The organism is Kitasatospora sp. NPDC057936 (genome assembly GCF_042887525.1).
Taxonomy (GTDB): Bacteria; Actinomycetota; Actinomycetes; order Streptomycetales; family Streptomycetaceae; genus Kitasatospora.
In genome coordinates this window covers 1-26,234 of record NZ_JBHVPD010000094.1, presented here as the reverse complement: position 1 = coordinate 26,234, position 26,234 = coordinate 1, and the positions used below count along the sequence as shown (strand labels likewise).

The following is a 26,234-nucleotide window of genomic DNA, read 5'->3' as shown; positions in this document are numbered from 1 at the left end:
CTGAGGATCGGACTGATCTGGGCCCAGACCCCGGACGGTGTGATCGGCGCGGACGGCACGATGCCGTGGCACCTGCCCGAGGACCTGGGGCACTTCAAGGCGACCACCCTCGGACACCCCGTGGTGATGGGCCGCCGCACCTGGGAGTCGCTCCCGGCACGCTTCCGCCCGCTTCCGGGCCGCCGCAACATCGTGGTCACCCGCAACCCGCAGTGGGCCGCGGACGGCGCGGACCGCGCCGGCTCCCTCGACGAGGCCCTCCACCTCGCGGCCGCGAGACCCCGGGCCGACGCCGTCGCCGAGACCTGGGTGATCGGCGGTGGGCAGCTCTACCGCGCGGCCATCGACCGCGCCGACGCCCTGTCCGTGACCGAGATCGACCTGTCGGTCGACGGCGACACCCATGCCCCGGCCATCGGCCCCGCCTGGACCGTCGCCGAGGACCACGGCCCGCAGGTCTCGGTGTCCGGCCTGCGCTACCGCATCCGCACGTACACGCGCTGCGACACCCCGGCCTGACCCGCGCCCCTGAGCCGCTTCCCCGGTCGTTGAGGGCGCGCCCGTTCCGCGCGGGCGCATGGCCCTCGAACGCCCGGCCCTCAAACACCCGGCCCTCGAACGCCCGAAAACGTGGACGACCGCGAAATGTGGCGGGGCCGGGCAACCCGGCGCGTCGGGAGTGCGGTCTGGAGGGCTGAGGGGGTGCTGATGCACACAGAAGAAGAGGCCGACTTCCAGGCCTTCACCCGGACCAGGTGGGCACACCTGGTCCGAACCGCCTACCTGCTCACCGGCGACTGGCACCACGCCGAGGACCTGACGCAGACCGCGCTGGCCAAGGCCTACCGGTCCTGGCGGCGGGTCAGCCGGGCCGACAGCCCGGACGCCTACGTGCGCCGGATGCTGGTGTCCTGCAACAGCGACCGGTTCCGCAAGCGGCGGGTCGCCGAGCGGCTCACCGAGGCGCTGCCGGAGGTCGCCGCGCCGGGCGACACCGCGGGCCAGGTCGACCAGCGGCGGACCTTGCTGGACGCCCTGGCCACGCTGCCGACGCGGCAGCGTGCCGTCGTGGTGCTGCGCTACTGGGACGACCGGACCGAGGCGGAGGTCGCCCAGGCGATGGGCTGCTCGCTCGGCACGGTCAAGAGCCAGGCCGCCAAGGGACTGGCCAAACTGCGGGCTCACCCGGGGCTGGCCGTCGTACCCGCCGACCCGGGCCCCGGGGTGCCTCGCGGCCGTTCCGCACCAGGCCGGACGCCGTCCGGACTCGACGCTCGCATCACCACCACGGCTGGAGGACGACGATGACCCAACCGGATTTCGAGGCGGCGCTCCGCGAGCAGCTCGTCGCCACGGTCGCGGACCGGACGCCGGGCGAGGCGCCCTACGAGGCCATCCGGCGCCAGGGCCGCGCGGCCCTCCGACGCCGGACCGCCGCACTCTCGGCCGGGGTGGTCGTCCTGGCCGTGCTGTCGGGCGCGACGCTCCTCACGGCCCGCGGCCACTCGGACACCCGCCCGGCCACGGGGCTCGCCGCGACGGCGGACGGCGCGGCCGCCCCCTCCCCCGGCTCGACGCCCAGCGCCACGCCCACGGCCAGCGCCACGCCCACGCCGGCCGGGCCGCAGCCTCCGGCGACGGCCGCGCAGCTGGCCGACGGCATCACCTTCGAGCAGGCCGCCACCGCGCTCGGTCAGTGCCTGGACTACGACAAGGAGATGCAGGCCCGGTGGCAGAGCCCGCCGCCGTCGGCCGCGCAGGGCACGCAGGGCACGCAGGGCACGCAGGGCGCACACCCGAACCGGCCCGTCCACGACGACGGGACCCTCGCCGACTACCGCATCCTGCTCGCCGTGAAGAGCACCGGGGACGACAACTCCCCGGGCGACGGCATCTCGGTCGTCGGCGTCAGCCAGGGCGCACACCCGACCCGGCTCATCTGCCACCAGACCGACGGCAAGACCTCCGGTCTCCAGTCCGGCAGCGCCGACCCGCGCGCGGGCGGCCCGGAGGACCTGGTGAACCCGGACATCAACGGGGGCAAGCTGTACCGGCAGGCCATGCTCGACGGCCACGCCTGGAAGCTGCCGTACCGCTGGGGCAGCATCGGCACGTTCGCCCCCTCGGTCGCCCGGGTGAGCGTCTCGTACGGAGACGGACCGGCCGTGGACGCGGCGCTCGACCACGGCTGGTTCGCCGCCACCGGTCTCCTCACCGGCCCCGTGACCCGGACCCCGCACATCAAGGGCTACGACGGCACCGGGAAGCTGGTCTACGACTCCGACGACGACAAGGGCTACCAGAAGGACCTCTGACGGGTCGCCGCACAGCTCGGCCGACCCCGACCCCGCCCCGCGCCGCACTGCGCGGTCCTGTCCGATCGTCCAACACGTGGACGGCCGCGTGGTGTTGCACTCCAGTGGTCCGCACAGTGGAGTTCCGGTTGAATCGGATGCAGAAGGGCCGGGACGTTCCCACCTGGGACGGGCCGGCCCCCGCTTCCCGGCGCCGTCGTGCACGGTCCTGGGGCGCGGGACGTGTGCGGGCGCCCGGACCTCCTCAAGCGGGCCGTTCACCCACTCCCGCGTCTCCGGACGGTGCACGACGGCGCCGTTCGGGTTGCCGACAGGCACAGGGATGAGGGCCGGGAGCAGTCCCGGCCCTCACCCTTCTCCGTGCGTCAGCGGACGCCGCCCGTCCGCCTCCGGTGCTCGTCCAGCGCCTGCCACACCTTGTCCCGCAGGAACGGCGCCTCCGTGAACCGGATCCCCGTCGCGTCGCGCAGCGCGTTGGCGAAGGCGGGCGGCACCGGGTTGAACGGGCTCTCGGACATCGACTTGGCGCCGAGCGGCCCGATGGAGTCCGACGTGTCGGAGAAGTGCACCTCCGTGCGCGGCACGTCCGCGTACGCGGGCAGCCGGTAGCGCCGGAAGGCGGCCGTGGTGACCTCGCCCCGGTCGTCGACCAGGACCTGCTCGAACAGCGTCGCGCCGAGCGCCTGCGCCACGCCGCCCTCGACCTGGCCGCGGCACTGCAGGGGATTCATGACCTTGCCGGCGTCGGCGCCGTGGACGCTGCGCAGGATCCGCATCTCGCCGGTGTCCGGGTCGACGGCGATGCGGAACCACTGGGAGTTGAAGGCGATCGAGCGCGGCGAGCCGCCGAAGTGGCCGTCGGCGCTGAGCTCCACGCCCCGGCCGCGCGCCGCCTCGAACACCTCCTTGAGCGCGACCGCCCGCCCGTCGCACTCCACCGCGTCCGCGGTGAGCCGCAGCAGGCTGCGCGGCGTGCGGGCGTACTCGGCGGTGAAGCCGAGGATCCGTTCGGCGAGCGCGTTGGCCGCCTTCATCACCGCCTTGCCCGCGACGACGGTGCCGGCCGAGCCGAAGGCGCCGGTGTCGTGCTTGACGACGTCCGTGTCGGACTGCCGGATCGCGATCCGGTCCACGGTCGTGCCGAGCGCCCCGGCGGTGATCTGCTTGTGCACGGTGGTGGTGCCGTTGCCGAACTCCGCCGTGCCCACGGCGATGTCGTACGTGCCGTCCTCCAGGAGCTTGACCGTGGCGTCGGCGATGTGACCGCCGGGCGGGCCGCAGGCGATGGCCGCCATGGCGAAGCCCTGGCCCACCAGCCAGCCCTCGGGGGCGAGTTCGGCGCTGCTGTCGTTCGCGAGGGCGGTGCGGACGACGCCGAGGCACTGGTCGAGGCCGTAGCTGGCGATGTGGAGGTCCTCCTCCTCGCCGAGCGGGCCCCCCATGTGCTCGCCCGGGCCGATGATGTTGCGCTCCCGCAGCACCAGCGGGTCGATCTCCAGCCGCCGCGCGAGCTCGTCCATCGCCGACTCGACGGCGAAGGTGACCTGCCCGAGGCCGTAGCCGCGGAAGGCCCCGGCGGGCACGCCGTTCGTGTAGACCGAGTACGCGTCGACCTTCTTGTGCGGCGCGCGGTAGACGCCCATGGACTCGCCGACGCTGTGGAACATCACCGCCGGACCGTGGTTGCCGTACGCGCCGGTGTTGGACACCACGCGGAACCGGATGGCCGTCAGGGTCCCGTCCGCCTTCGCGCCGAGCTTGACGGTGATCGTGAACGGGTGCCGGGTGGTGGCGCCGTAGAACTGCTCGCCGCGCGTGAACTCCAGCTTCACGGGCCGGTGCAGCCGCATCGCCGCGAGCACCGCGATGTCCTCGGTGAGCATCTCCTGCTTGCCGCCGAACCCGCCGCCGACCCGGCCCGCGACCACCCGGACCTTCTCTATCGGCAGGTCGTACAGGTCGCACAGCGCCCGGCGGGTGAGGAACGGCACCTGGGTGGAGGACCGGACCACGATCCGCTCCTCCCCCGTCTCCCTGGTCTCCCCCGTCTCCCCCGTCTCCCCGGCCTCCTCGAAGTAGACGACGCAGCCGTGCGTCTCCAGGCTGGCGTGCTGTACCCGCTGGGTGCGGAAGGTCTCCTCGTAGACCACGTCCGCCGCGGCGAAGCCCTGCTCGACGTCGCCCATCTCGCCGTGGGCCTCGCCGCAGACGTTGTTCTCCGCGCGGGCGATCCGCGACTCCGGCCCCTTGGGGTGGATCACCGGCGCACCGGGTGCCATCGCCTCCTCCGGATCGAGGACGTACGGGAGCTGCTCGTACCCGACGACGATCCGCCGGCAGCCCTCCTCGGCCGCGCCCTCGCTCTCGGCGACCACGGCGGCGACCCGCTGACCGACGAAGCGGACCACGTCGTCGAGCACCCGGGTGTCGTCCGGGTCCTCGGTGGGGTGCTCGTGCCGGGCGGAGGAGTAGAGCTTGTCGGGGGCGTCCTCGTGGGTGAACACCGCGACGACCCCGGGCACCCGCAGGGCCGCCGAGGTGTCGATGGAGACGATCCGCGCGTGCGGGTGCGGGGAGCGCAGCAGCTTCATGTGCAGCAGGCCCTCGACGTCGAGGTCGAAGGTGTAGCGGGCGGTGCCGGTGACCACCTGCGGCCCGGCGGGCGCGCCGAGGCTGCGGCCGACGGCCTGGCCGGCGCACGGCGCCTCGGTGTGCTTGACGCCCCGGATGGAGTCCTCGATCGCCCGGTAGCCGGTGCAGCGGCACAGGTTGCCCTTGAGGGCGCGCGGCAGGTCGGCGCGCTTGTCGTCGTCGAAGCCCTCGGCGGAGGTGGTCATCAGCATGCCGGCCGTGCAGAAGCCGCACTGGAAGCCCTGGGCGTCCAGGAAGCGCTGCTGCATCGGGTGGAGTTCGCCGTCCTTGGCGAGCCCCTCCACGGTGGTGACGGAACGGCCCTCGGCGCGCAGCGCCGGGTAGAGGCAGCTGTGCACCGGGTCGCCGTCGACCTGCACGGTGCAGGCGCCGCAGTCCCCGGCGTCGCAGCCCTTCTTCACCCCGAACCAGCCGCGCTCGCGCAGGTAGGTGCGCAGGCACTGGCCCGCCCGGGGCTCGGCGTCGAAGTCCTCGCCGTTGACGCGGATGGTGTAACTCATCGCCCGGCCTCCTCGACCAGTTCGCGGCGGATCTCCTCGGCGAAGCGGTGGGTCATGTGCCGCCGCCAGGCCGGGAGCCCGTGGATGTCGTCGAAGTACTCGTCGGGCCGGACGCCGTAGCCGACCGCCTCCCGGACGGCCTCGGCGTTCGGCGGGACGGCGAAGCGCAGCTGGATCGGACGGACGGTCGAGGCCGTGATCGTCAGTGCGAGTTCGCCGTCGACCGGGTCGACGGTGCCGATCAGCAGGGCGCCGGAGCGGCCGAGCCCGTACAGCGAGGCCTGGCGGAACACCGTCCGGCTCGCCAGCGCGCGGGCGGGGACGGTGATCGAGCGCAGCAGCTCGCCGGGCCGCAGGACCTTGACGCCGGCGCCGGTCACGAAGTCCTTCACCGGCACCCGGCGCACCTCGCCCGTCTGGGACAGCAGGGTGCACACGCCGTCCAGGGCGGCGGTCAGCGAGATCATCGGCCCGGCCGGGAGCCCGTTGCACAGGTTGCCGCCGACGGTGGCCATGTTCCAGATCTTCCAGGAGGCGAGGAACGCGCGGCAGCACTGCTCGACGAGCGGCGCGGCCCGCCAGCGCGCCGCCCGGGCGAAGCGGGAGAGCTGGGCGATCGTGCAGGTCGCGGCGATCTCCAGGTCCCCCGAGGCGGTCATCCGGAGCGGCTCCCAGCCCATCCGGCCGAGGTCGATGAGCCGGCGGATGTGCGGCTGCGGCTCGGAGAACAGGTACGTGCCCCCGCCGAGCCAGGCGTCCCCCGGGCGCCAGGTATCGCGACGCCGCGCGTCACGCAGCTCCACCACTGTGTTCAGGTCCACGTCCAACCACCGTCCTCGACCGTTCAGTAGGGCGATTGAAGCAACGGCGGGAGCCGGGAACGAGTGGGCTGGGATACCAGGGCCGTGAGGCCGGATTGGATGATCAACCAAGCCGTGCACCTCGCAGTTGCGAGGTTGCTACGAGCAGTAGCCTCGCGAATGCGAGGAGCAGCGGCCCGGGAGGGTGTCCCGGGCCGCCGCTGTCGTGTCTGTCCGCGAGGGGTCAGTACCGCGTGGTGACGGTCACCCCGCTGAACGCCGTCCGGGCGTAGAGGCTGATGTAGCGGTAGCCGGCCGTCGTGTTGGTGACGGTGAGGCTCTGGGTGGAGCCGTCGTTGAACGAAGCGCTCGTGTAGGCGTTGAGCGTGGCCCACGAGGTGGGGTTGTAGAGCAGGTAGGCCGTGCCGGTGCCGCCCTTGGTGGTGGCGGTCAGCGTGGAGGTGCCGGCCGGCAGCCAGATGTAGAGGTAGTCGAGGTTGCCCGCGGACGCGGACTGGTCGGTGCGGTAGCAGTTGCGGTCCATCACCCGTGTGTCGGCCGCGGTGCACGCCGTCGTGCCGTCGGTGACGGTGAGCGACTTGCTCGCGGTGGCGGTGTGGCCGCTGTCGTCGGTGACGGTCAGGGTGACGGTGTAGGTGCCGGGCGCGGTGTACGTCTTCGCCGGGCTGGCCGTGGTGGCGGTGGTGCCGTCGCCGAAGTCCCAGGCCCAGGAGGCGATCCGGCCGCCGCCGGTCTCGGTGGAGCGGTCGGTGAGCCGCACGGTCAGGCCGTCGGCGGTGCTGTCGAACGCGGCGGTCGGGGTGCCGCCCGTGGTGGCGCACGCACCGGCGGCGCAGGCGGTCAGCCAGGCGTCGAAGTCGGCGTCGTACGAGGTGCCGAGGGAGTTGTAGACGGCGTAGCCGCCGGGGTAGTCGCCGGTCCGGAAGTGGCCGAGCATCGCCTGGACGACGTCCGGGTGCTTCTCGACCATGTAGCGCACGGCGAGGTAGCCCCACGGGTAGGTGCGGGTGGTGTCACTGTTGTCGTAGGTGTTCTGGAAGAGCGTGCTGAGCTTGTAGGTGTGCTTGGCGGCCTCGGACACCGCCTGGGTGTCGGTGACGCCACGGTAGGTGTAGGAGACGTACTCGGCCACGCCCTCGATCCACCACACGTCGGGCACGGCGATCTGCTGCGAGAAGTTGCCCTTCATGTCGTAGCGGGCGTCGAGGGCGTGCGTGTACTCGTGGTTGAGGTTCCAGACGCGGGCGGTGAAGCCGTTGTCGGTCGGGTGGCGGTAGGTGATCGAGAGCGGCTGGTTGGCGGGGCTGGTCGGATCGCCCGTCAGCGTCATGCCGCCGTTGTTGGTGTCGATGCCGTAGATCGGCCCGGCGTAGGTCTGGTAGTCCGCCGGGCTGGCGAAGTTGACCAGTTGGAGCGTGGACTCGTACTGGCCGGGTATCGGGCCGTTGTCCTTGACGAGGTTGTGGACGAACGGGTCCTGGTTCTGCAGGCTCGCGCAGACGGCGTCGAGGTCGGCCGCGGTGAGGTCCTGCGCGCGGACGGTGTGCGTGGCGTCGCAGGTGCGGCTGACCGGCAGGGCGGCGGCGGTCAGCCGCTGGGGCAGGTCGCAGACGCCGTAGTACGAGCACTGGGCCTGGTCGTAGGCGGCGGCCAGCCCGGCGACGCCGACCCACAGCGGGGCGGTCGGGCCGGTGATGGACGAGGCGTCGAGCAGGCCCTTCATCAGCGGGCGCACCTTGGCCTGGAGGGCGGGGTGCTCGATGAAGCGGGCGGTCTCGATGCCGGCGTTGGAGTCGAGGAAGGAGTTGGTGCCGCCGAGCAGGCCGCGGTGGTCGAGCGCGAAGGCGTCGAGGGTGTCGATGAGGCTCGGGTCGGCGGTGACGGCGTCGACGTAGTCCTGGTTCTGGTGCCCGCGGAAGATCGGGGTGAAGACGTCGTTGACGAAGTTGACCATGTACCAGGAGGAGTCGTACGCGGCGGTGTAGCCGTTCAGCACCCGCTTGTACGTGCCGAGGTAGCGGGCCTGCAGGTTCGCGCTGTCGGTGAGGATGACGGCCTCGCCCGCGATCTGCCCGTTCGCGTCGCTGACGTCCGTGAAGTGCGGGCTCGCGGTGAACGCGTCGAGGCCGCCCGCCACCGCGGTGGTGAGGGCGGAGTCGTAGGAGCCGACGTCCGCGGGGTGGTTGAACTGCACGTAGTACCCGGCGCGCAGGTAGAGCACCAGTGGCAGGATCCCCGTCGAGTTGTCCCCGGGGTAGGCGGAGGCGACGCCCTGGAGGGCGTTGGCGATCGTCATCATCTGGCTCTCGCGGAACACCCCGGACGCGTCGGAGCCGGCGATCCCGAAGAGCGTGTTGACGCAGTCGGGCGTCGAGGCCTCGACGAAGGAGACCAGCGCGGACCCGGTGCGGCCGCCGAAGTCGGCCGGGGTGCAGGACGCCGCGGCGAGCCGCGTGGCCGCGGGGGCGTGCGGGGCGGTCGCGGGCGCGGTCAGGGGGCTGCGCGGCGGGAGTTGGGCGGCGGTGAGGGGGTGGTCCTGGACGGCCTCACGGCTCGCGGCGTCCCTGGCGGAGCTCCCGGTCGGCGGCAGGATGCGGGGGCCGTGCCCGGCGGACGCCGTGTGGCGTGCGGACGCGGGCGGGGCGCTGTCCGGGGCCGCGAAGCCCGGCACGGCACCCAGGCCGACGACGGCGGTACTCGCCACGGCGAGGACCGCCATAGCCCTTGGCAGCTTGAAGAACTGACTCATCAACACTCCTGTGTGGGGGTGGGTCGAGCTGCCTCCGTGCGCTGTCCGTTGGGGGGGTGCTCACCGAGGCATGTGAAATAACACATGTCACCGGTCACATGGGTCAAGACCCGGGCGTCAAGGTTCGCATCCGGACCGTTCCGAATCGCGACATTGAACGTTCAAATGCCCGTCACCGCGCCAACAGCAAGGCAGGCCAGGGCGGTTGGCGGCCCGTCACGCGACCGTCCGGGGCAACCGCGCCGACCGCCGGGGGCATTGACACCGGCACTGTCGGCCCCGGCCCCTACCCTCGGGGGCATGACGATTCAGCGCATGGACAACGTCGGCATCGTCGTCGACGACCTCGACGCCGCCATCGCGTTCTTCACCGCACTCGGCATGGAGCTGGAAGGCAGGATGCCGACGGACGGAGAGTGGGCGGGCAAGGTCGTCGGGCTCGACGACATGCGGTGCGAGATCGCGATGATGCGGATCCCGGGCGCCCCGGGCCGGCTCGAACTGGCGACTTACCACACCCCCGTGGCGATCACCCCCGCGCCGGAGGTCCCCCCGGCGAACACGCTCGGCCTGCACCGCGTCATGTTCGCCGTCGACGACATCGAGGACACCCTCGCCCGCCTCCGGCCCCACGGCGCCGTCCTCGTCGGCGAAGTGGCGCGCTACGAGGACAGCTACCTGCTCTGCTACCTCCGCGGGCCGGGCGGGATCATCCTCGGGCTGGCCCAGCAGCTGGGCTGAGCCGAACGGCACGCCCCGGGCCCGGCAGGCCGCGTCCGGGCCGAGGCGTCGTCCACGCGTTCACCTGCCCGGGTCAGGAGCCGGCCGCGGCCAGCGCGACGCTCTCCCAGGCGAACCCGTCCGGGTCCGTGAAGGACGCGGCGCCGGTGCTGCCGAGGACGATCCGGTGCGAACCGGTGCCCTCGACGGCCACGCCGACCTCCTTCGCCAGCGCGCGGCGCTTGTACAGCGCCAGCTTGACGGCGCCGGGCCCGCCAGCGGTGAACTCGGTGTACTTGCCGCCGAAGCTCCTGGCCACGGTCAGGCCCCGGCCGACGTAGAACTCCCTGGTGGCCTTGACGCCCTCGACGCCGAGCAGCAGGACGACGTCGTCGATCTCGCGGGTGGCCGGGCCGGTGTCCTTCTTCGCCGAGGTCGCGATCTTCCAGGCCGTCCCGTCCGGCGCCTGGACGACGCCGCCGTAGCCCCACAGCGACTTCGCCGCGGGCTTGAGCACCGTGGCCCCGGCGGCCACGGCGTCGGCGATGAAGCCGTCGACGGTGCCCGGCCCGGCCACCGTGAGCGCCATGGCGAAGCCCCGGAAACCGGTGGTCGGCGCCGCGGACTCCCGCAGGCGGACGTGCTGCTCCACGCCGAACGCGGCGTAGAAGCGGTGGGCTGCCCCGGCGTCGGCCACCTCAAGGGTGACGGAGGCGAGGGACACGGTGGACGCGGTGTTCTCGTTGTTTCCCATGCCCATGACGCTACGGGCGGCCCTGCGGCGGAGGCTTCTCGAATCCTGACCGGTCCCGTGGGTTTCCGGCACCTCCTACGAACCGGCCGCGGCCACCGATCGCGCGAGCTCCAGCATCGCGTCGTTGCCGGCCCTGACCGCGGTCAGCTCCGCTTGGTGCTGCCGGATGAGCTCGTCCTCGTAGGCCGTCTCGACGGTGAACCAGACCCCGACGACGTTCGCCCGGGCCTTGCAGTCGACGTCGGCGGTGGCCGTGGCGATCTCCTCCGCGGACGGCGTGGCGGCGGCCGCCCAGCGGGAGTCCTTGAGGGCGTCCCCGGGCGTGGCGTAGGAGTAGCCGCGGTCCCCCATGCAGCGCGACCAGTCCTGGAAGACGGTCCTGACCCTGGGGTCCGTCATCGAGCGTTCGAAGCCCTCGTAGTTGATCCCCACCGCGACGTCGGCGTCCCGCCCGGTGCCGCCGCGCGAGGTCAGCTCCTTCTGCGCGGCCCCGACGCACCCGCCCGGCGGCAGCCCCTTGCCCCGGAACTCGGTGGCCGATCCCGGGGCGGGCTTCCCGCCCGGTCCGAGGCCCGTACCGAGCACGGTGGTGAGCTCGGCGCCCATCGACGCTCCCCCGCTCGGCTTCCTCGCGCCGCCCGGGTCGGGCGCGTGGTAGCCGTGCACGGAGACGTCGGCGAGTTCGACCGGGTCGTACCGGTGGGCGGTCTGGCTCTGGGACGGCGCCGCCCCGGACCCGGGCGGCCGGGAGTACACCAGGCCGAACCCCCGTACGCAACGGGCGACCAGCACGGTCTGCGCCGCGTCGTACTGCCGGAACTGCTCCCCGCTGAGCAGGTAGGCCTCGATGGGCAGGGTCCGGTCGCCCGCCTCGGTCAACCGGGGGACGTCGCCGATCGGTGGCGGGTCCATCGGCGTCAGGGACGCGGACGGCCTGGCGGCGGGCGCGGCGGGGGCCGCGGGTCCGGAGGCGCAGCCGGCGGTGAGGACCAGGGGGACGAGCAGGAGGGCGGCCAGTGAACGGCCGCGGTGGGGGGACGTCATGGCGGGGCTCCTCGGGCGGCTCGGGCGGTACGGGCGGCTCGGGCGGTGGAACGCCGACCGGGTGCCGGGTCCCCGACGAGCGGGGGCCCGGCACCCGGTCGGAGCCGGATCAGAGTTCCCAGGCCTGCGAGTGGTTGTTGTTGCGCATGTTGATGGAGCCGCCGTTCCACGGCACCGCGCCCAGGTTGGCCCACGAGTTGTGCGGGATGTACTGGTTCGGGCCGGTGTTGCGGATGCTGTACTCGCGGTAGTAGACGCGGACGTTCCAGTTCTGGTCCATGTTCCACACGGAGGCGGCGTTGTTCATGACGGCCTGGCCGTTGCCGGCCCCGCCGCCGCCGAAGTAGCCGTCGTAGTTGCCGTCCTCGCCCTTGCCGAAGAAGGCACCCTGCAGGTCGGGGCTGTAGTAGACGCACGCGTCGCCGCTGATGCAGCCGCCGGAGCTCGCGAGGGCCGGCGTGGCGGTGCCGAGGAGCACCGTACCGAGGGTGACCGCGGCCAGGGCGGCGGCCGCCATCTTCTTGTTCATCTCACTGCCTTCCGATCGGTGGAGTGGGATCCCCCGCACCCTCGTCCCGGGGCGGGTCGCATCCCTGATCGTGATCAGGCCGTGGTGCCCGGCCTGACAGGAACGACTCTGCGGCAGGAGCGGAGTCGACTTCGAGAGCGGACGGACTGTTTGGAACGTCCAACCCGTTCCCACAGCGCTGAGCTGGGGATTGGGAACGGCACGATCGGACTCCGGATCCCGTGGAACGGCCCTCCGGCAGCAGGCTTCGGTCAGACGCCGGGTGGGACGGGAATGGGAAGTCGGCCCGGCCGACTTCCCGTGCGCTCCGAGGTCCTGATCAACTTCCCTCACCGGGCAGGGCGGCTTGCCCTGTGTTCGGCCCTGCGGGCCGTTCCGGCGGGGCGTGCCCCGTGGGAGCCTGGGTGGTCAGGCTCTGCACGCGATCTCGGGCGAACGGATCTGTCATGCGGCACACCACCGAGTCCCAGCGGAAGGCCGCTCCGGACCGCGACCAGGTCAAGCCCCGCGACGCCGGACGGGCCGGCGGCTCGCCCGGTGCCCTCCAGCGGTCGATCGGGAACGCCGCCGTCGGGCGGATGATCGCGCGCGAGGCGGTACAGCGCGAGGCAGTACAGCGCGACGCGGACGGCGGCGCCGCGGTGCGGGACGCCGCCGCCGTCGCCGGGCGGGCGCACCGGCGGCTTCCGGGCGACGTGCAGCGGTCCATGGAGAGCGCCTTCGGCACCAGCCTGGACCACGTCCGGGTCTCGGTCGACGAGCGGGCCGCCGCGGGCATCGACGCCCGGGCGTACACCGTCGGCAGCAACATCGTCGTGCAGAACGCGGGCGTCCTGCGCGACGTCGAGACGATGGCCCACGAGATCCACCACACCACCCAGCACGACGCCCCGGCCGGCCTCAGCGACCCGGACGGCAGGTGGGAGCGCGAGGCCGCCGACGTCGGTGCCCGCGTCGCCCGCGGCGCGACCGTCCAGCGCCCGGTCCAGCGCCCGGTCCAGCGCCGAGCGGCCGACGGCCACGAAGGACACGTCCACGGCGCCGCGCTCCAGCGCCGGGTCGGCTTCGAGTTCGAGTCGCAGTGGCGGGTGCGCGACCACAACGACCTCACCGCGCAGGACGAGCAGGCCTACCAGGACGAGGTCACCCGGCGCGACGGCATCATCGGCCTGAAGATCCTCCGGAACATGGCCGCGAAGGTCGCCGTCGATCTCCTGGACGAGAACGAGCAGGCCAGGACGCCCAACGAGCTCACGACGGCGTGGATCGCCGAGCTGCCCCGGCAGGGCCCGGCCGACCCGCCGCGGTTCGAGGCGACCGACGCGGGCCGGGCCCGGCTGCAGCGGGCCCGGCAGGAGAGGCCCGACGAGTACGCACGGCACGCGGAGGGCGCCGCCTATCCGCTGATGGCAAACGGCGAGATCCGGGAGACCCCCATCCGCGGCCGGGACGTCCCGAAGATGGGCGTCGTCGGCCGGGGCACGGACTACAAGCTCACCTCGGACGTCAGCCCGACGGGCGGGTCGGCCCTGGAGTGGGTCACCGAGCCGCTCACCACGAAGGACGAACTCCTCGCCGTGATGGGCGAGATCACCCGGGTCTCGGCGGCCCTGGACGCCCGGAAGGACGAGGAGTCCTTCCCGCTCACGGACGTGCAGCTCGGGGGCTTCACGGCGGACGCCGGGATCATGGTCTTCCCGCTGGGCGGCGAGTTGGTCTACGCGCCGCAGATGACCGGCGGCTTCAAGCTGGACGAGCTGCCCCGGCTGGTGAAGTACCTCAACGTGCCGAACAAGAAGCCGTTCACCACCTCCGCTTCCGCCTTCGAGCAGCGGAAGGAGGCCAAGGACGACCTGCACACGGGCTCCCTCGGCGAGGTCGACCAGATCCGCAAGCAGGCGGAGGACCAGGCCAAGCGGCTCGGCAAGGACGTCACCGGCGGCGAGTCCACGGCCGCGCTGGTCGGCCTGGCCACCCTGGTCGGCAGCTACCTGGTGAACGGCGACAAGCTGCCGCCCAAGTCGAACTCGAAGTCGATCGCGGGCGGCCTGATGTCCCGCACGTCCTTCGCCCACAACTTCACCCTGCTGCCCCGCCCGTTCCGCGTCCACTTCCGCGAACACCCCGACCAGTTCGCCGCGTTCGTCCTCCGGGCGGCGGGCTTCGACCCGAGCGACACGCAGGCGCCGGTGTACTCCGACACCGTCGAACACGGCGACGCCGGCGACCGCCGGGAGCGGGCGATCCCCCTGACCCGTCACCAGTGGCTGATGGGCATGCCCACGGGCAAGGACCTCCTGCGGAAGTACACGAACCTGAACACGGCGGAGAAGGCGGACGTGACCCAGGACGACTGGGTGCACATCCACGGTTCCCTCGGCGCGCTCGGCAGCGTCGACGACCGGGTCGGCCCGCTCGGCAAGGAGGAGGTGGCCCTGGTCACCGAGCTGCGCCGGATGAAGGACGGCCTGCGGACCCCGAACCTCACGCCGCTCACGGTCGCCGCGTTCGACCTGGTCCAGCTGCTGAACGCGGGCATCTCACTCAAGTACAAGAAATAACAACACAGTTGAGCTGTGCGGGGACCCGCTCGATCGAGCGGGTCCCCGCACACGTGCCGCCGTCTACGGCACGGGCTGCTGCTGGGTGACGCAGTGGATGCCGCCGCCCTGGTTCCCGAGGTTGTCGATGTTGAGCTGGACGACGGTGCGGCCGGGGAAGAGGCCCTGGAGGACCCTCTTGGCGTTGGCGTCGGCGGTCGTGTCGCCGAACTGGGCCGAGATGACGGCACCGTTGCAGACGTAGTAGTTGGCGTAGGAGTCGACGAAGCTGCTGCTGACCGCGCGGATCAGGTTGTAGTCCGGCGACCGCAGCGCGGTGACCGCGATCGGCGTCCCCTGGGCGTCGGTGGACGAGGACAGGATCTGGTACTGCTGCTGCTCGTCGTTGGACCAGATGTCCGGCGGGTCGGCCGGGTTGGGGGTCTGGACGAGTCCGACGCCGGGGCCGAGGAAGCGCGAGGTGGCATCGACGTGGTCGTCGGTGATGTCCTGGCCGCTGATGCCGTCGAACCAGATGACCTTGCTCGCGCCGTAGGCGGCGCACATGGCCTGTTCGATCTGCGCCTGGGACAGGTTCGGGTTGCGGTCGGGGTTGATGATGCTGCTCCTCGTCGCCATCAGCGTCCCGGCGCCGTCGGTCTCGATGGCGCCGCCTTCACTGACCAGGCCGGCGGCAGTGAAGGGGAGGCCGAGGTAGGCGGCGACGCGCTGGGCGACGAGGGCGTCGTTGGCGTGCTGCTGGTGGTTGCCCCAGCCGTTGAAGTTGAGGCCGACGGCGTCCAGGCCGCCCGCGCCGTCGGTGCGGAAGACGGCGCCGGTGTCGCGCATCCAGCAGTCGTCGACCGGGATGGAGCCGATGACGGTGACGTTCGGGTTGGTGCAGGCGCGCCTGGCGGCGGCGACGCCGGCCGCGTTGGCGAGGAGGTGGACGGGCTCGTACTTCGCGACGGTGTTGGCGATGAGGGCGATGTTGGCCTGCACGCCGGAGAGCTTGCGCCCGTAGATGGTCGTGCTGTCGGGCCAGGCCATCCAGGTGCGGGTGTGCGGGACGCCGTCGGCCGGAACCGAGAACGCGCCCGCGAGAGCCGGGGCGGCCGGCGCACCGCCGCGCGGGGTCGTCGACCGTCCGGCGGCGCGGGCCCGGGGGCCGGTGGCCGCCGTGACGGCGGCGCCGGCGGCGGTCATGGCGGCCGCTGTCAGGAACCGCCGTCTGCTCGGGGTCCATTGGTCGGGGGTCTGATCGCTCATGGGGATCTCCCGTCAACTCGCCGTGGGGGTGGCGAGGTTGACCGGAAAGCTATAACTGGCCAAGCGCTCGGTCAATTCTTCGCGCAGAAGTCGGGACCGGTGGGGCGCCTGAGTCCGGACGGCCGGATCCGCCGATGTCCCGATGGCCGCTCCCCGGCGGTCGTTACAGTTGCGCCCATGGCGACGCGCGCGAACGACCAGACCCCCTCGGCCGCCGGGGACGCCGGGCGTCGACGTCCCTCGGCCAAGGGCGAGCAGACCAGAGCCCGCCTGATCGCGGCCGCCCGCACCCTCCTGGCCGGCGAGGCCGCCGGGCGCTTCACCACCCGCAACGTGGCCGCCCTGTGCGGGATTTCGCACGGGATGTGCCACTACCACTTCCAGGACAGGACCGACCTGATCGTGGCCGTGATCGAGGACATCCGGCCGGAGTGGATCACCCCGCTGGAGGAGGCGGTCGACCTCCCCGGGAGCTTCACCGAACGCGCCGAGCGCGTGATCGCCCTGCTGACCCGGCCCGAGAGCCCGGACCTCGCACACCTGCACTCGGCCCTGCACTGGCTCGCCCTCAACGACGACCGCATCAGGGAGCGCCTCGACGAGGACTACCGGCGCTGGCGCGCCTGCTTCGTGCGCCTGTTCCAGCTCCTGGCCGACGAACGACGGACCGGCCTCGACGCCAGGCTCCTGGGCGAGACCTTCGCGGCGGCCGTGGACGGCCTGGCCGCCGCCCAGTCGCTCGACGCCGGCACGGAGACGGGGACGGTGCTGCGCACCCTGATGACCGCGCTCACCGCCGCCTGACCCGGCTCGCCCGACCGGGCGCGGAGCCGTTCGGTTCCTTCCTCCGCCCTCCGGGTCAAAGACACCAGTCTCGGCGATCGGGCCTCCCCCGTCAGTCCGGATCGTTCCGGATTCCGCGCCGTGCGGCGGGTGACTACCGTCCCAACCGCTCGACCACCGGGCGGTCCGGACGGGCCGCCGTCACGCGCGTTCCCAGGAGGCCACGTTGACCGCCCAGCACCCCACCCGCAGGAGCATCCTCAGGACCGGCGGCGGGCTCGGCGCCGCGCTGGCGCTGGGCGCCGCCGGCTCGCTCGCCTCGGCGAGTCCCGCGGCAGCGGCCGGCGACGGCTTCGGCCTGAGCATCGTGGACCGCAACGAGAGCGACCCGCGGATGTGGTACTACCGCTTCCGCACCTCGGCGATCGGCTGGAACCCCGCCGTGAACGTGCTGCTGCCGGACGACTACCAGTGGAGCGGGCGCACCTACCCGGTGCTGTACCTGTTCCACGGCGGCGGCAACGACCAGGACTTCATCACCTTCGACCGGGCGGGCGTCCGCGACTGGACCGCCGGCAAGCCGATCATCGTGGTGATGCCGGACGGCGGGCACGCCGGCTGGTACTCCAACCCGGTCAGCTCCAACGCGGGCCCGCGCAACTGGGAGGAGTTCCACATCAACCAGCTGCTGCCCTGGGTCGAGGCCAACTTCCGCACCTACGCCGAGTACGACGGCCGCGCGGTGGCCGGCTTCTCGATGGGCGGCTTCGGCGCGCTGAAGTACGCCGCCAAGTACTACGGGCACTTCGCCTCGGTCAGCGCCCACTCCGGCCCGGCCAGCCTGCGCCGGGACGGCGGCCTGGTGGCGCACTGGGCGAACGCCTCCTCCGCCGCGCTGGACCTGAACGGCGGCACGGTCTACGGCGTGCCGCTCTGGGACCAGGCGCGGGTGAGCGCCGACAACCCGGTGGAGCGGATCGAGAGCTACCGCAACAAGCGGGTCTTCCTGGTGGCCGGCACCAGCCCCAACCCGGTCGACTGGTTCAGCACCGTCAACGAGACCCAGGTCCTGGCCGGGCAGCGCGAGTTCCGCTCCCTGCTCGACGGGGCGGGCATCCCGTACGACGCGCGTGAGGTGCCCGGCGGCCACGAGATCCGGCCGGACATGTTCCGGCAGGACCTGGACGGCATCATCGACCGCCTGCGCAAGGCGTGAGGGCCGCCCCGGTGTTCCCCTCCCTCCTCCGGCGCGCTTCGCGACCCGCACCGGCCCCGGCACCGGCCCCGGCACCGGCCCCGGCCACCCCGCTGCATCGGGTCCTGGTCTCCGCGCTCGCGCTGCTCGGTATGACGGCGGGCCTGACGGTCGGCGTCGGCGCCACGCCGGCGCCGGCCGCCACCGGCATCGACCTCTGCGCCGAGGTCGGCTACACCGCAGGCTTCCGGGGCGACGCCCTGGTGACCGCGATCGCCGTCGGCATGGCCGAGTCCAGCTGCAACCCGCTCGCGTCCAACGTCCAGAACAACACGCCGCCGTCCACCGACCGGGGCCTGTGGGAGATCAACAGCTACTGGCACCCCGAGGTCAGCGACGCCTGCGCCTACGACGCCCAGTGCAACGCCAACGCGGCCTACCGCATCTCCAACAAGGGCACCGACTGGGCGCAGTGGTCGACCTACAAGGAGGGCGCGCACCTGCGGTACCTGGACGCGGCCCGGGCCGCCGCCGACCGGCTCGGCCACCACGACCCCGGGCCGGCCCCGGTCGTCTACCCGACGCAACCCGGCCGGGTCGTCTCGGCGCGCTCGGCGGACGGCCGCCTGGAGGTGTTCGCAGCCGGGGCGAACGGCGTCTCGCACGCCTGGCAGAACAAGGTGAACGGCGACTGGTCCGAGTGGGAGTCCCTCGACGGCCCCGGCGGCGCCCGGCTGACGATCGGCGCGGACGCGGACGGCCGCCTGGAGCTGTTCGCCCTCAACGGCAGCACGCTCCAGCACCGCTACCAGCTCCAGCCCTCCGGCGCCTGGTCGGGCTGGGACACGTTCGGCACCGGCGGCCACAACCTCGCGGTCGGCGCCAACCAGGACGGCCGCCTGGAGGTCTTCGCCTCCGGCCCGGTCGGCGTCTTCCACCGCTACCAGACCGCGCCCAACAGCGGCTGGTCCGGCTGGGAGCCGGCCGGCGGCGGCCCCGCCGACAGCGAGATCGGACTCGGCAAGTCCCCCGACGGGCGCCTGGAGGTCTTCGCCCTCAACGGCTCCACCTTCCAGCACATGTGGCAGACCGCCGCCAGCGGCGCCTGGTCGGGCTGGGAGACCTTCGGTGACGGCGGCCACGACCTCACCGTCGACCACAACCAGGACGGCCGCCTCGAAGTCTTCGCGTCCGGCTCCGCCGGCGTCTACCACCGCTACCAGACCAACCCCACCACCTGGTCCGGCTGGGAACCCACGGGCGGGCCGGCCGACTCCCAGCTGACCAGCGAGCACGCGCCGGACGGCCGGGTGGAGGTCTTCGCCATCAACGGCACCACCGCCCAGCACCTGTGGCAGACCGGCGTGAACGCCCCGTACGACAAGTGGGTCGCCTTCGGCGGCCCCGGCACCGAGATCACCGCGGCGGCCAACGCCGACGGCCGCATCGAGGTCTTCGGCTCCAGCGGCGCCGGTGTCCACCACCGCTGGCAGACCGGCTTCTCCACCTGGTCCGAGTGGTCCTGGCTCAACACCACCTCCGGCCCCGCCGTCGGCTGAGGCCGACCTGCGTGTGGTCGCCCGGTCCCCGGCCGTTCCGGGGACCGGGCGTCTCGCGTCGCGGCGTCGGCCTCAGGCGTTAGACGTCAGGCGTCAGGCCTCAGGCCTCAGGCCTCAGGCCTCAGGCCTCAGGCCTCAGGCGTGGCACCGCAGCATCGTCAGCGGCGGATTGGCGGCGAAATCGGCCCAGAAGTCCTCGCCGTACTCGCGCACGCCGGCCTCGGAGATCTCCAGGGGCACCCAGGTGATGTCCTTGAATCCGGCCGCGTGCAGCGACCGTTCGTAGGTCTCGCGGCTGGGCGGGTTCGCGACGAAGGAGATCGGCGGGTCGAGGAGCGCGGTGATCCTCACCCGCGGCCCGATCTCGGTCACCTCGCCGAGCGATTCGCACAGGAAGCCGTACTTGGCCAGGGACGGCCCGTCGAAACGGTAGTCCGGGTGCTGCACGAAGGCGAAGAACTCGGCCCCGCCCGCGAGGCTGCGGTGGATGTTGCGACACATCCGCTCGATGGTGGCGACGTCGTCGGCGTAGTTGAAGCACTGGACCGCGACCGCGAGGTCGAACCGCTCCTCGTAGACGGGCAGTTCGGCGACGTCGCCGACCTCGTACTCCACGCCCAGCGGCTCCTCGCCCTCCATGGCCCGGGCCGCGCCGACCATCTCGGAGGAGATGTCGACACCGAGGACGCGGGATGCGCCCCGGCGCTTGAACTCCCGGCTGTAGAAGCCGGTCCCGGAGGCCAGGTCCAGGACGGACCTGCCGGTCACGTCGCCCACCAGGGCGAGGAAGCCGGGCACCTCCCCGTAGCGCGTCAGCGGAAGGGTCTTGAAGCCCTCGAACGCCTCGCCGATCTCGTCGTACAGCTGACCGGTCATCATGCTCCCCGTTCGTCCACGGCATCGGCCCTCGTCCGGGCCGAAGCTCCTGCCGGGAAGTCTCGCTTCCGGCCACCGGAGCGCCGTACTGGCGGAAACCACAAATGTGCCGCAGCTACAGCCGCCGTTCTCGTCGCGTTCGCGCCGCGCGGCTGGTCGCCGCTACGGGCCCCGCTCCCGCCCGGCTCGCACTCCGGTCGACCGGCTCGGACTGCGGCGGAAGGTCGCGGCGGCGGCGGACCGGGGAGAGGTGGACCGGCAGGAAGGCCGTCGCGATCAGAGCGCCGCCCGCCCACAGCGCGAGGTGGACTCCGGCCAGTTGGCCGATCGCGCCGGCGACCGCGGCGCCGATGGCGAGGGCTCCCGTCAGCAGGAAGCGGAAGGTGGCGTTCATCCGGCCGAGGAGGGCGTCGGGGGTCATCCGCTGGCGCAGGCTCACGCCGAGCACGTTGTCCGTGCCGATCTTGAGCATGGCCAGGAACCAGCCGCACCCGGCGAGCCACAGCCAGGCTCCGTGGCCGACCAGGGGCACCAGGAGGCCGGTCGGCGACAGGCAGAGGCCGGCCACTGCGAGGGCGCGGCCGTGACCGAGCCGGGCGGCGAGCGGGCGGGCGCAGCGGGCGCCCAGCAGGAGGCCGGCCCCGCCCGTGGCCCAGAACAGGCCCAGGGTGCCCGCGGACAGGCCGAGTTCGCGGATGAAGAGGATCGGGAGCGTGGTGTTGACGATCTGCGAGCCCAGGTTTGCGAGGGTCGCGGTGAGCGCGAGCGCCCGGAGCTCCGGATTGCCGAAGACGTGGCGCAGGCCCTCCGTGATCTGCGCCCGCAGCCGGGCGGGCCGCCCGGGAGCCGGGGAGGCCGGGAACCGGCGCAGCGCGGTGAGTTGCACGGCGGAGGCGAGGTAGCAGACGGCCGTGGCCGCGACCGCCACCGGGGCCGTCAGCACCTGCACCAGTCCGCCGCCCGCGCCGCGCCCGGCGACGTTGCCGAGGGCGATGAGGCTCACCACGGCGGCGTTGGCCCGTACGAGTGCTTCCCGGCCGACGAGTTGGGGCAGCACGCTCTGCGCGCCGATGTCGAAGAAGACGGTGGCGGCGCCGTTCAGGAGCACGAGCGTGTACAACTGCCCGAGCGTGAGGGCGTGTTGCCACCATGCGAGCGGTACGGAGGCGAAGAGCAGGGCGCGGGCCAGATCTGCGGCGATCAGCACCCTGCGGTGCCGCAGGCGGTCGACCCAGGCTCCGGCGGGCAGTCCGATGAGGAGGAAGGCGGCGGTGCCCAGGGCCCCGAGCAGGCCGGCCTGGGCCGGGGTCGCGTCGAGGGCGGAGACGGCGATGAGCGGGACGGCGACGTAGCTCACGTTGGTAGCGAGCTGGCTGAGCGTGGTCGCGGCGAACAGGGTGCGGAAGTCCGGTACGGACCAGGGGGATCGGGATCGCGTGGTCACCTCGCCACCGCCGGTGCGGGTGTCCGGCGCAGCCGGGTCATCGCCACTCCGGCGAGGACGACGGCCATGCCCGTGAGGGTCCTCGGGCCGACGGGTTCGTCGAGGACGAGCGCGCCCAGCAGGATCGAGACGACGGGCAGCAGGTAGCCCACGGTGGCGGCGTCGGTGGCGCCTTCACTGGCGATGATGCGGTAGGTGAGGTGGAACGTCACCCCGGTGGAGAGGACCCCGAGCACGGCCGCCGCCATCAGCGACGTCGCGCCGAGGTGGGTCGGCAGCGCGCCGCCCGCGGGTAGCGTCAGCGCGGTCAGTCCGGTCGCCGCGAGCAGTTGGGCGGCGGAGAGCGAGAGGGTGGGCGTGCCCCGGCCGACCAGGTGGCGCCGCATGTAGGCGAAGGCGACGGCGTAGCTCAGCGAGGCACCGAGGATGGCGAGCGCGCCCCAGCCCACCGCATCGCCGTGCTGCCAGGGCGCGAAGATCAACAGTGTGCCGCCGAACCCGAGCAGGAGTCCGCCCAGCCGGAGCGCGCCCGGCCGGCGGTCGGTGCCGAGGGCGAGGCCGATCAGCAGCGACCACAGCGGAGTCGTCGCGTTCAGCACGCCCGCCAGGCCGGAGTCGACGGTCTGCTGACCGAAGCTGAACAGGGTGAACGGCAGGGCGTTGCAGAAGAACGCGGCCACCACGACGTGCCGCCACGTCGCGGCCGAGCGCGGCAGCCGCAGGCGCCGGGCGAGGCACATCACCACCAGGACGAGGGCCCCCAGGGCGCAGCGGACGACCGTCACCTGAGCCGGACGCAGGCCGTCCAGGGCCAGTCGGATCCACAGGAACGTGGATCCCCAGAGCAGCGCGAGGACTCCCACGCGTGACCAGTACAGACTTGCGGTTCTCATGGGAGGAACGCTGCCCGGACCGATTCGACAGCACAAGCGAAAAGATCTTCATCTCCTTTAAGCTGTGCTACATGCTCGATGTGAGGCGTATGCAGGTGCTCCGGGCCGTCGTGAGCAGCGGATCGGTCACCGCCGCCGCGGCCAACCTGGGGTACACCCCCTCGGCCGTGAGCCAGCAGATCGCGGCCCTGGAGCGGGAGGCCGGGACCGCCCTGCTGGAACGGGCCGGCCGGGGCGTGCGGCCGACGGAGGCCGGACGCCTGCTGACCGAACACGCCGCCACCATCAGCCGCAACGTCGCCGAGGCGGAGACGGCCCTGGCCGAACTGCGGGCCGGACGCACCGGACGGCTCGCCATCCGCTACTTCGCGACGGTCGGGGCCCGGCTGGTGGCGCCCGCCGTCGCCCGGGTGCGCCGGGAACACCCCGGCGTGCGGATCGACCTGCGGCTGAACGACCCCGAGGACCCGCTCGGCGAGGTGGCCGACGGCCGGGCCGACCTCGCCCTGGTGATCGGCGGCCCCGAGGCCTCCGTGCCGGGCGTCCGGCTGGTGCACCTGCTCGACGACGCCTACGTGGCGGTCCTTCCCGCGGACCACCCGCTGGCCGCCAAACGCGTCCTCGACCTCGCCGACCTCGCCGAGGAGCCGTGGATCGGCAGCGAGCCGCCCGGCCCCTGCCTGGAACCCGTGCTCCGGGCCTGCGCCGCCGCCGGCTTCAGCCCCGACGTCGTGGTGGACGGCCAGGACCACGCCACCGCCCGGGGTTTCGTCGCCGCCGGCCTCGGCGTGGCCGTGATGCCGAGGCTGGGGCTCACCGGCCGCCACCCCGACGTCGTGGTCCGCCGGGTGCGCCGCCCCGAACCGGTCCGCACCGTCCACGCCGCCGTCCGCGAGACCGCCCTGTCCCACCCGGCGGTGCAGGGCCTGCTCGACGCCCTCCGGGAGGCGGCCGCCCAGCGATGACGGCCCGGCACCCGACCGCCCCGCGTCCTCGCCGCCGCCCTCGCCACCACCACCGCCACCGCCACCGCCACCGCCCTTGACCAGCCGGAACACCCGCTGCGCCGACCGAAATCGGATGCCGTCGGCCGGCTGCTGCCCCTAGGATCCGCACCATGGCAACACGACTCGTGCAGATCAACATGAAGGCCCACGACGACGACGCGCTCGGCCGCTTCTGGGCGGAGGCGCTCGGCTGGGGTGTCCACCACGAGGCGCCCGGCGTGACCAACCTCGAACCCGTGGGCTTCGCCTACCCCGACCCCGCGGCCGTCTGCATCGACATCATCGCCCGCCCGGAGCCCAAGACGGCGAAGAACCGGGTCCACGTCGACCTGGCCACCACCTCGGCCGCCCACCAGGCCGAGCTGGTCGCGCGCCTGAAGGACCTCGGCGCGACGCTCGCCGACGTGGGCCAGGGCGAGGTCCCCTGGACCGTCATGGCCGACCCCGAGGGCAACGAGTTCTGCGTCCTGGAGCCCCGCGAGGTCTACCGGGACACCGGGCCGATCGCCGCGGTGGTGGTCGACTGCACCGACCCGCGCGAGATGGCGCGGTTCTGGGGCGGGGCGACGGACTGGACGCTGCACGAGGTCGCCGACGACCACGCGACCATGCGCTCCTCCCAGGGCATCGGCCCCTACCTGGAGTTCATCCGCACCCCCGACACCAAGAGCGGGTGGAACCGCGTCCACCTCGACGTCAGCCCCTACCGCGGTGACGACGTGGCGGCGGAGGAAGCCCGGCTGCGCGCCCTGGGCGCCACCGACCCCGGCATCGACCAGTCCGTCATCTCCTGGAGGATCCTGACCGACCCGGAAGGCAACGAATTCTGCCTCCTCAGCCCCCGCTGAGCTCGGCGAACTGCACTACGTCGCCAAGATCGTCCACGACGGTCAGGTCTACGGCACCCTGGAGGCGAACGGACACGACGCCGGGGTCGACGCCAACGACATGTTCGTCGTGCTCTCGATGGACGGCACGGTGCACGCCTGGATGGGCGGCTCCCACAAGGGCCCGGGCACCTTCAAGCTCGCGGGCGGCTGGACGGCCAAGGTCACCAAGCTCGGCGAGCTCCACTACCGCGCGGACATCCTCGGCCTGGACGGCGTGGTGAACGGCACGTTCGAGGCCGACCAGCACGACGCCGGGGTCGACGCCAACGGCGTGTACATCGTGCTCGGCATCGGCGGGGAGATCAGCGCCCACGAGTGAGCGGGGCAACCGCCGCCTCCACCGGCCCGCCCTCGCCGCTCCCGCCCTGAGACGGATGCGGACGGCAAGAGGCCGCCCCGTCTCACCGGCGGGGCGGCCTCTCCCTACATCGCCATCGGTCCCTCGGCGGGACGTGTCACCAGCTGAAGTAGCCGTGCGACATCCAGCCGGTGACGCCGCTGTCGACGTCGTAGACCAGGTCCCACTGGCCGTCACCGGACACGTCGCGGTGCGCCAGCCGCTGGCCGGTGTAGCAGAGGCCGAGGATCGCGCCCGAGGTGCTCGGGTCGGAGCGGAGGCGGACACCGTCCCCGGTGCAGTGGCCGTAGACGTCGTCGGCGTAGGCAGGCGTGGCCAGCGTGGCGCCGCCGATGGCGACCGCGACGGCGAGGCCGACCGCTGCCATGGTGCGCTTCCCCCGTGCTGCGAAAGACACAGTTTCTCCTCGATGAACCATGTGACGCCAAGTCAGATGATCTTGGCGCCAGAGAACATAACATGTTCATGATCTTCAAATGGCGCTGAGAAGGCTTTGATTGACGGATCATCACACTCCTTCACACCCCCTCCCCACCAAGGCGGTAGACGGTGATGCCGCCGCCGCGGACCGGGGCGCACCCGGCGGAGGCGAGCGCGCGAAGGGCGTCGGCCTCCTGCCGCGCGGGGAACGAAGTGCCCCAGTACGCGGGGTTGGTGGACCAGAACCGCCAGCCCAGCGTCGGCACCGCGAGCAGCAGGAGCGGGGACCGCAGCGCCAGGAAGGCCGTGGGAGCGAGCAGCACGGCCAGGGTGACCCACTTCTGGCCCGGCATCAGGAGTCTGGCGACCGGATCGCCGGACGGCCCGTCCACGCTGGACAGGTACGGGTACACGCCGTCGGGGTTGAGCCCGGGGACGACGACGAGCACCACCAGGGCGAGGGTGAGGGCCGCGAGTGCGGCGAGGAAGGCGCCGAGTGCGCGGCGGCCGTGGAGGAACAGGCAGCAGCCGACGGCCGCGAGCGTGGCCGCCACCCGCCTCGACGAGGCCCGCTCCGGCGGCGCCGGCCTCGGCCACACCCCGACCGCCCTGCGCCGTCTGCTGGCACTGGCGCAGGCGAGCCGGGTCGGGTGACGGCGCGGCAACCGGCCGGCCGCGAGGCCGGAGCGTGCGATCACCGCCCATACTCGGCCGAGGGGACGCCTCGGGAGAGCGGGAAGCCCATCCGGTTCACCACCGGCGTCATCGGCCCGCGCACCACCTGCGCGTAGCAGGTCGCCGACCGGGCCGGTTCGCCCCCGCTCCACGGCGCGTTGGGGGCCGGCGGCGGCGCGCGTTCGGTGCGGCGCGCCCCGGGCGGGCGGTGGCGGGGCGTCGGCGCGGCCCCGGCCGTCAC

The 26,234-nt window shown here is 72.7% G+C and carries 24 protein-coding genes; 11 read left to right on the top strand and 13 right to left on the bottom strand.

Annotated elements, in window-relative coordinates; all coding sequences use genetic code 11:
* From ACFVU9_RS35785 to ACFVU9_RS35775, 3 genes are all read left to right on the top strand, one after another.
* A complete protein-coding gene (locus tag ACFVU9_RS35785; RefSeq protein ID WP_387600821.1) occupies positions 1-519 on the top strand; it encodes a dihydrofolate reductase in 519 nt (172 codons plus the stop codon).
* Positions 520-708: 189 nt separating this feature from the next.
* Positions 709-1,308 carry a SigE family RNA polymerase sigma factor gene (locus ACFVU9_RS35780; RefSeq protein WP_387600763.1) on the top strand — a complete coding sequence of 200 codons (600 nt, stop codon included), beginning with the start codon at positions 709-711 and terminating at the stop codon, positions 1,306-1,308.
* Positions 1,305-2,315, top strand: coding sequence for a hypothetical protein (locus ACFVU9_RS35775; protein WP_387600760.1), 1,011 nt, complete (start codon positions 1,305-1,307; stop codon positions 2,313-2,315). The genes ACFVU9_RS35780 and ACFVU9_RS35775 overlap by 4 nt, the downstream gene beginning before the upstream one ends.
* A gap of 365 nt (positions 2,316-2,680) precedes the next feature.
* Here the strand turns inward: ACFVU9_RS35775 and ACFVU9_RS35770 are convergent, their stop codons facing one another.
* The 3 genes from ACFVU9_RS35770 to ACFVU9_RS35760 all read right to left on the bottom strand — a co-directional run bounded on the left by ACFVU9_RS35770 (position 2,681) and on the right by ACFVU9_RS35760 (position 9,037).
* Positions 2,681-5,467 (bottom strand): molybdopterin-dependent oxidoreductase, encoded by a 2,787-nt coding sequence (locus tag ACFVU9_RS35770; protein ID WP_387600757.1) that lies wholly within the window; start codon positions 5,465-5,467, stop codon positions 2,681-2,683.
* Complete coding sequence (locus ACFVU9_RS35765) at positions 5,464-6,288, bottom strand: FAD binding domain-containing protein (protein WP_387600754.1); 825 nt, start codon at positions 6,286-6,288, stop codon at positions 5,464-5,466. Before ACFVU9_RS35765 ends, ACFVU9_RS35770 begins: the two co-directional genes overlap by 4 nt.
* A 223-nt stretch (positions 6,289-6,511) precedes the next feature.
* The gene (locus ACFVU9_RS35760) at positions 6,512-9,037 is read right to left on the bottom strand and encodes a collagenase (protein WP_387600751.1); all 2,526 of its coding nucleotides are present in this window, start codon (positions 9,035-9,037) and stop codon (positions 6,512-6,514) included.
* A 300-nt stretch (positions 9,038-9,337) separates the two neighbouring features.
* Here ACFVU9_RS35760 and ACFVU9_RS35755 point away from each other — a divergent pair, with 300 nt between their 5' ends.
* Positions 9,338-9,778, top strand: a complete 441-nt coding sequence (locus ACFVU9_RS35755; protein ID WP_380447528.1) for a VOC family protein — start codon at positions 9,338-9,340, stop codon at positions 9,776-9,778.
* Between the two features lie 73 nt (positions 9,779-9,851).
* On the opposite strand, the gene ACFVU9_RS35750 is transcribed toward ACFVU9_RS35755, so the two are convergent.
* The 3 genes from ACFVU9_RS35750 to ACFVU9_RS35740 form a co-directional block, all read right to left on the bottom strand.
* Complete coding sequence (locus ACFVU9_RS35750; RefSeq protein WP_387600748.1) at positions 9,852-10,511, bottom strand: glyoxalase; 660 nt, start codon at positions 10,509-10,511, stop codon at positions 9,852-9,854.
* A gap of 75 nt (positions 10,512-10,586) precedes the next feature.
* The gene (locus tag ACFVU9_RS35745; protein WP_387600745.1) at positions 10,587-11,555 is read right to left on the bottom strand and encodes a hypothetical protein; all 969 of its coding nucleotides are present in this window, start codon (positions 11,553-11,555) and stop codon (positions 10,587-10,589) included.
* Positions 11,556-11,664: 109 nt separating this feature from the next.
* Positions 11,665-12,084 (bottom strand): peptidase inhibitor family I36 protein, encoded by a 420-nt coding sequence (locus tag ACFVU9_RS35740; protein WP_380447531.1) that lies wholly within the window; start codon positions 12,082-12,084, stop codon positions 11,665-11,667.
* A gap of 446 nt (positions 12,085-12,530) precedes the next feature.
* On the opposite strand from ACFVU9_RS35740, the gene ACFVU9_RS35735 reads away from it, so the two are divergent.
* Positions 12,531-14,645: a DUF4157 domain-containing protein gene (locus ACFVU9_RS35735; protein WP_387600742.1), complete on the top strand. Its 2,115-nt coding sequence runs from the start codon at positions 12,531-12,533 to the stop codon at positions 14,643-14,645.
* Positions 14,646-14,708: 63 nt separating this feature from the next.
* Here ACFVU9_RS35735 and ACFVU9_RS35730 read toward each other — a convergent pair whose 3' ends face one another.
* Complete coding sequence (locus ACFVU9_RS35730; RefSeq protein ID WP_387600739.1) at positions 14,709-15,893, bottom strand: agmatine/peptidylarginine deiminase; 1,185 nt, start codon at positions 15,891-15,893, stop codon at positions 14,709-14,711.
* Positions 15,894-16,070: 177 nt separating this feature from the next.
* On the opposite strand from ACFVU9_RS35730, the gene ACFVU9_RS35725 reads away from it, so the two are divergent.
* The 3 genes from ACFVU9_RS35725 (at position 16,071) to ACFVU9_RS35715 (ending at position 19,430) form a co-directional block, all read left to right on the top strand.
* Positions 16,071-16,697 carry a TetR/AcrR family transcriptional regulator gene (locus ACFVU9_RS35725; RefSeq protein WP_387600737.1) on the top strand — a complete coding sequence of 209 codons (627 nt, stop codon included), beginning with the start codon at positions 16,071-16,073 and terminating at the stop codon, positions 16,695-16,697.
* A 205-nt stretch (positions 16,698-16,902) separates the two neighbouring features.
* Positions 16,903-17,892, top strand: coding sequence for an alpha/beta hydrolase (locus ACFVU9_RS35720; protein ID WP_380447538.1), 990 nt, complete (start codon positions 16,903-16,905; stop codon positions 17,890-17,892).
* 131 nt (positions 17,893-18,023) lie between these two features.
* A complete protein-coding gene (locus ACFVU9_RS35715; RefSeq protein ID WP_387600734.1) occupies positions 18,024-19,430 on the top strand; it encodes a hypothetical protein in 1,407 nt (468 codons plus the stop codon).
* A 135-nt stretch (positions 19,431-19,565) separates the two neighbouring features.
* Here ACFVU9_RS35715 and ACFVU9_RS35710 read toward each other — a convergent pair whose 3' ends face one another.
* The 3 genes from ACFVU9_RS35710 to ACFVU9_RS35700 all read right to left on the bottom strand — a co-directional run bounded on the left by ACFVU9_RS35710 (position 19,566) and on the right by ACFVU9_RS35700 (position 22,643).
* Positions 19,566-20,306: a class I SAM-dependent methyltransferase gene (locus tag ACFVU9_RS35710; RefSeq protein WP_387600818.1), complete on the bottom strand. Its 741-nt coding sequence runs from the start codon at positions 20,304-20,306 to the stop codon at positions 19,566-19,568.
* 115 nt (positions 20,307-20,421) lie between these two features.
* Positions 20,422-21,750 (bottom strand): MFS transporter, encoded by a 1,329-nt coding sequence (locus ACFVU9_RS35705; protein WP_387600731.1) that lies wholly within the window; start codon positions 21,748-21,750, stop codon positions 20,422-20,424.
* Positions 21,747-22,643, bottom strand: a complete 897-nt coding sequence (locus tag ACFVU9_RS35700) for a DMT family transporter (RefSeq protein WP_387600729.1) — start codon at positions 22,641-22,643, stop codon at positions 21,747-21,749. The genes ACFVU9_RS35705 and ACFVU9_RS35700 overlap by 4 nt, the downstream gene beginning before the upstream one ends.
* Positions 22,644-22,714: 71 nt before the next feature.
* Here ACFVU9_RS35700 and ACFVU9_RS35695 point away from each other — a divergent pair, with 71 nt between their 5' ends.
* From ACFVU9_RS35695 to ACFVU9_RS35685, 3 genes are all read left to right on the top strand, one after another.
* Complete coding sequence (locus ACFVU9_RS35695) at positions 22,715-23,608, top strand: LysR family transcriptional regulator (RefSeq protein ID WP_380490806.1); 894 nt, start codon at positions 22,715-22,717, stop codon at positions 23,606-23,608.
* Positions 23,609-23,760: 152 nt separating this feature from the next.
* Positions 23,761-24,498, top strand: coding sequence for a VOC family protein (locus ACFVU9_RS35690; RefSeq protein WP_387600725.1), 738 nt, complete (start codon positions 23,761-23,763; stop codon positions 24,496-24,498).
* Positions 24,499-24,598: 100 nt separating this feature from the next.
* Complete coding sequence (locus ACFVU9_RS35685; protein WP_387600722.1) at positions 24,599-24,859, top strand: hypothetical protein; 261 nt, start codon at positions 24,599-24,601, stop codon at positions 24,857-24,859.
* A 136-nt stretch (positions 24,860-24,995) separates the two neighbouring features.
* Here ACFVU9_RS35685 and ACFVU9_RS35680 read toward each other — a convergent pair whose 3' ends face one another.
* From ACFVU9_RS35680 to ACFVU9_RS35670, 3 genes are all read right to left on the bottom strand, one after another.
* Positions 24,996-25,265 (bottom strand): SH3 domain-containing protein, encoded by a 270-nt coding sequence (locus tag ACFVU9_RS35680; RefSeq protein ID WP_329925605.1) that lies wholly within the window; start codon positions 25,263-25,265, stop codon positions 24,996-24,998.
* A 151-nt stretch (positions 25,266-25,416) separates the two neighbouring features.
* A complete protein-coding gene (locus ACFVU9_RS35675) occupies positions 25,417-25,872 on the bottom strand; it encodes a hypothetical protein (protein WP_387600719.1) in 456 nt (151 codons plus the stop codon).
* A 140-nt stretch (positions 25,873-26,012) separates the two neighbouring features.
* Positions 26,013-26,234: hypothetical protein (locus ACFVU9_RS35670; protein WP_387600716.1), on the bottom strand; the 222-nt coding region annotated here is incomplete at its 5' end.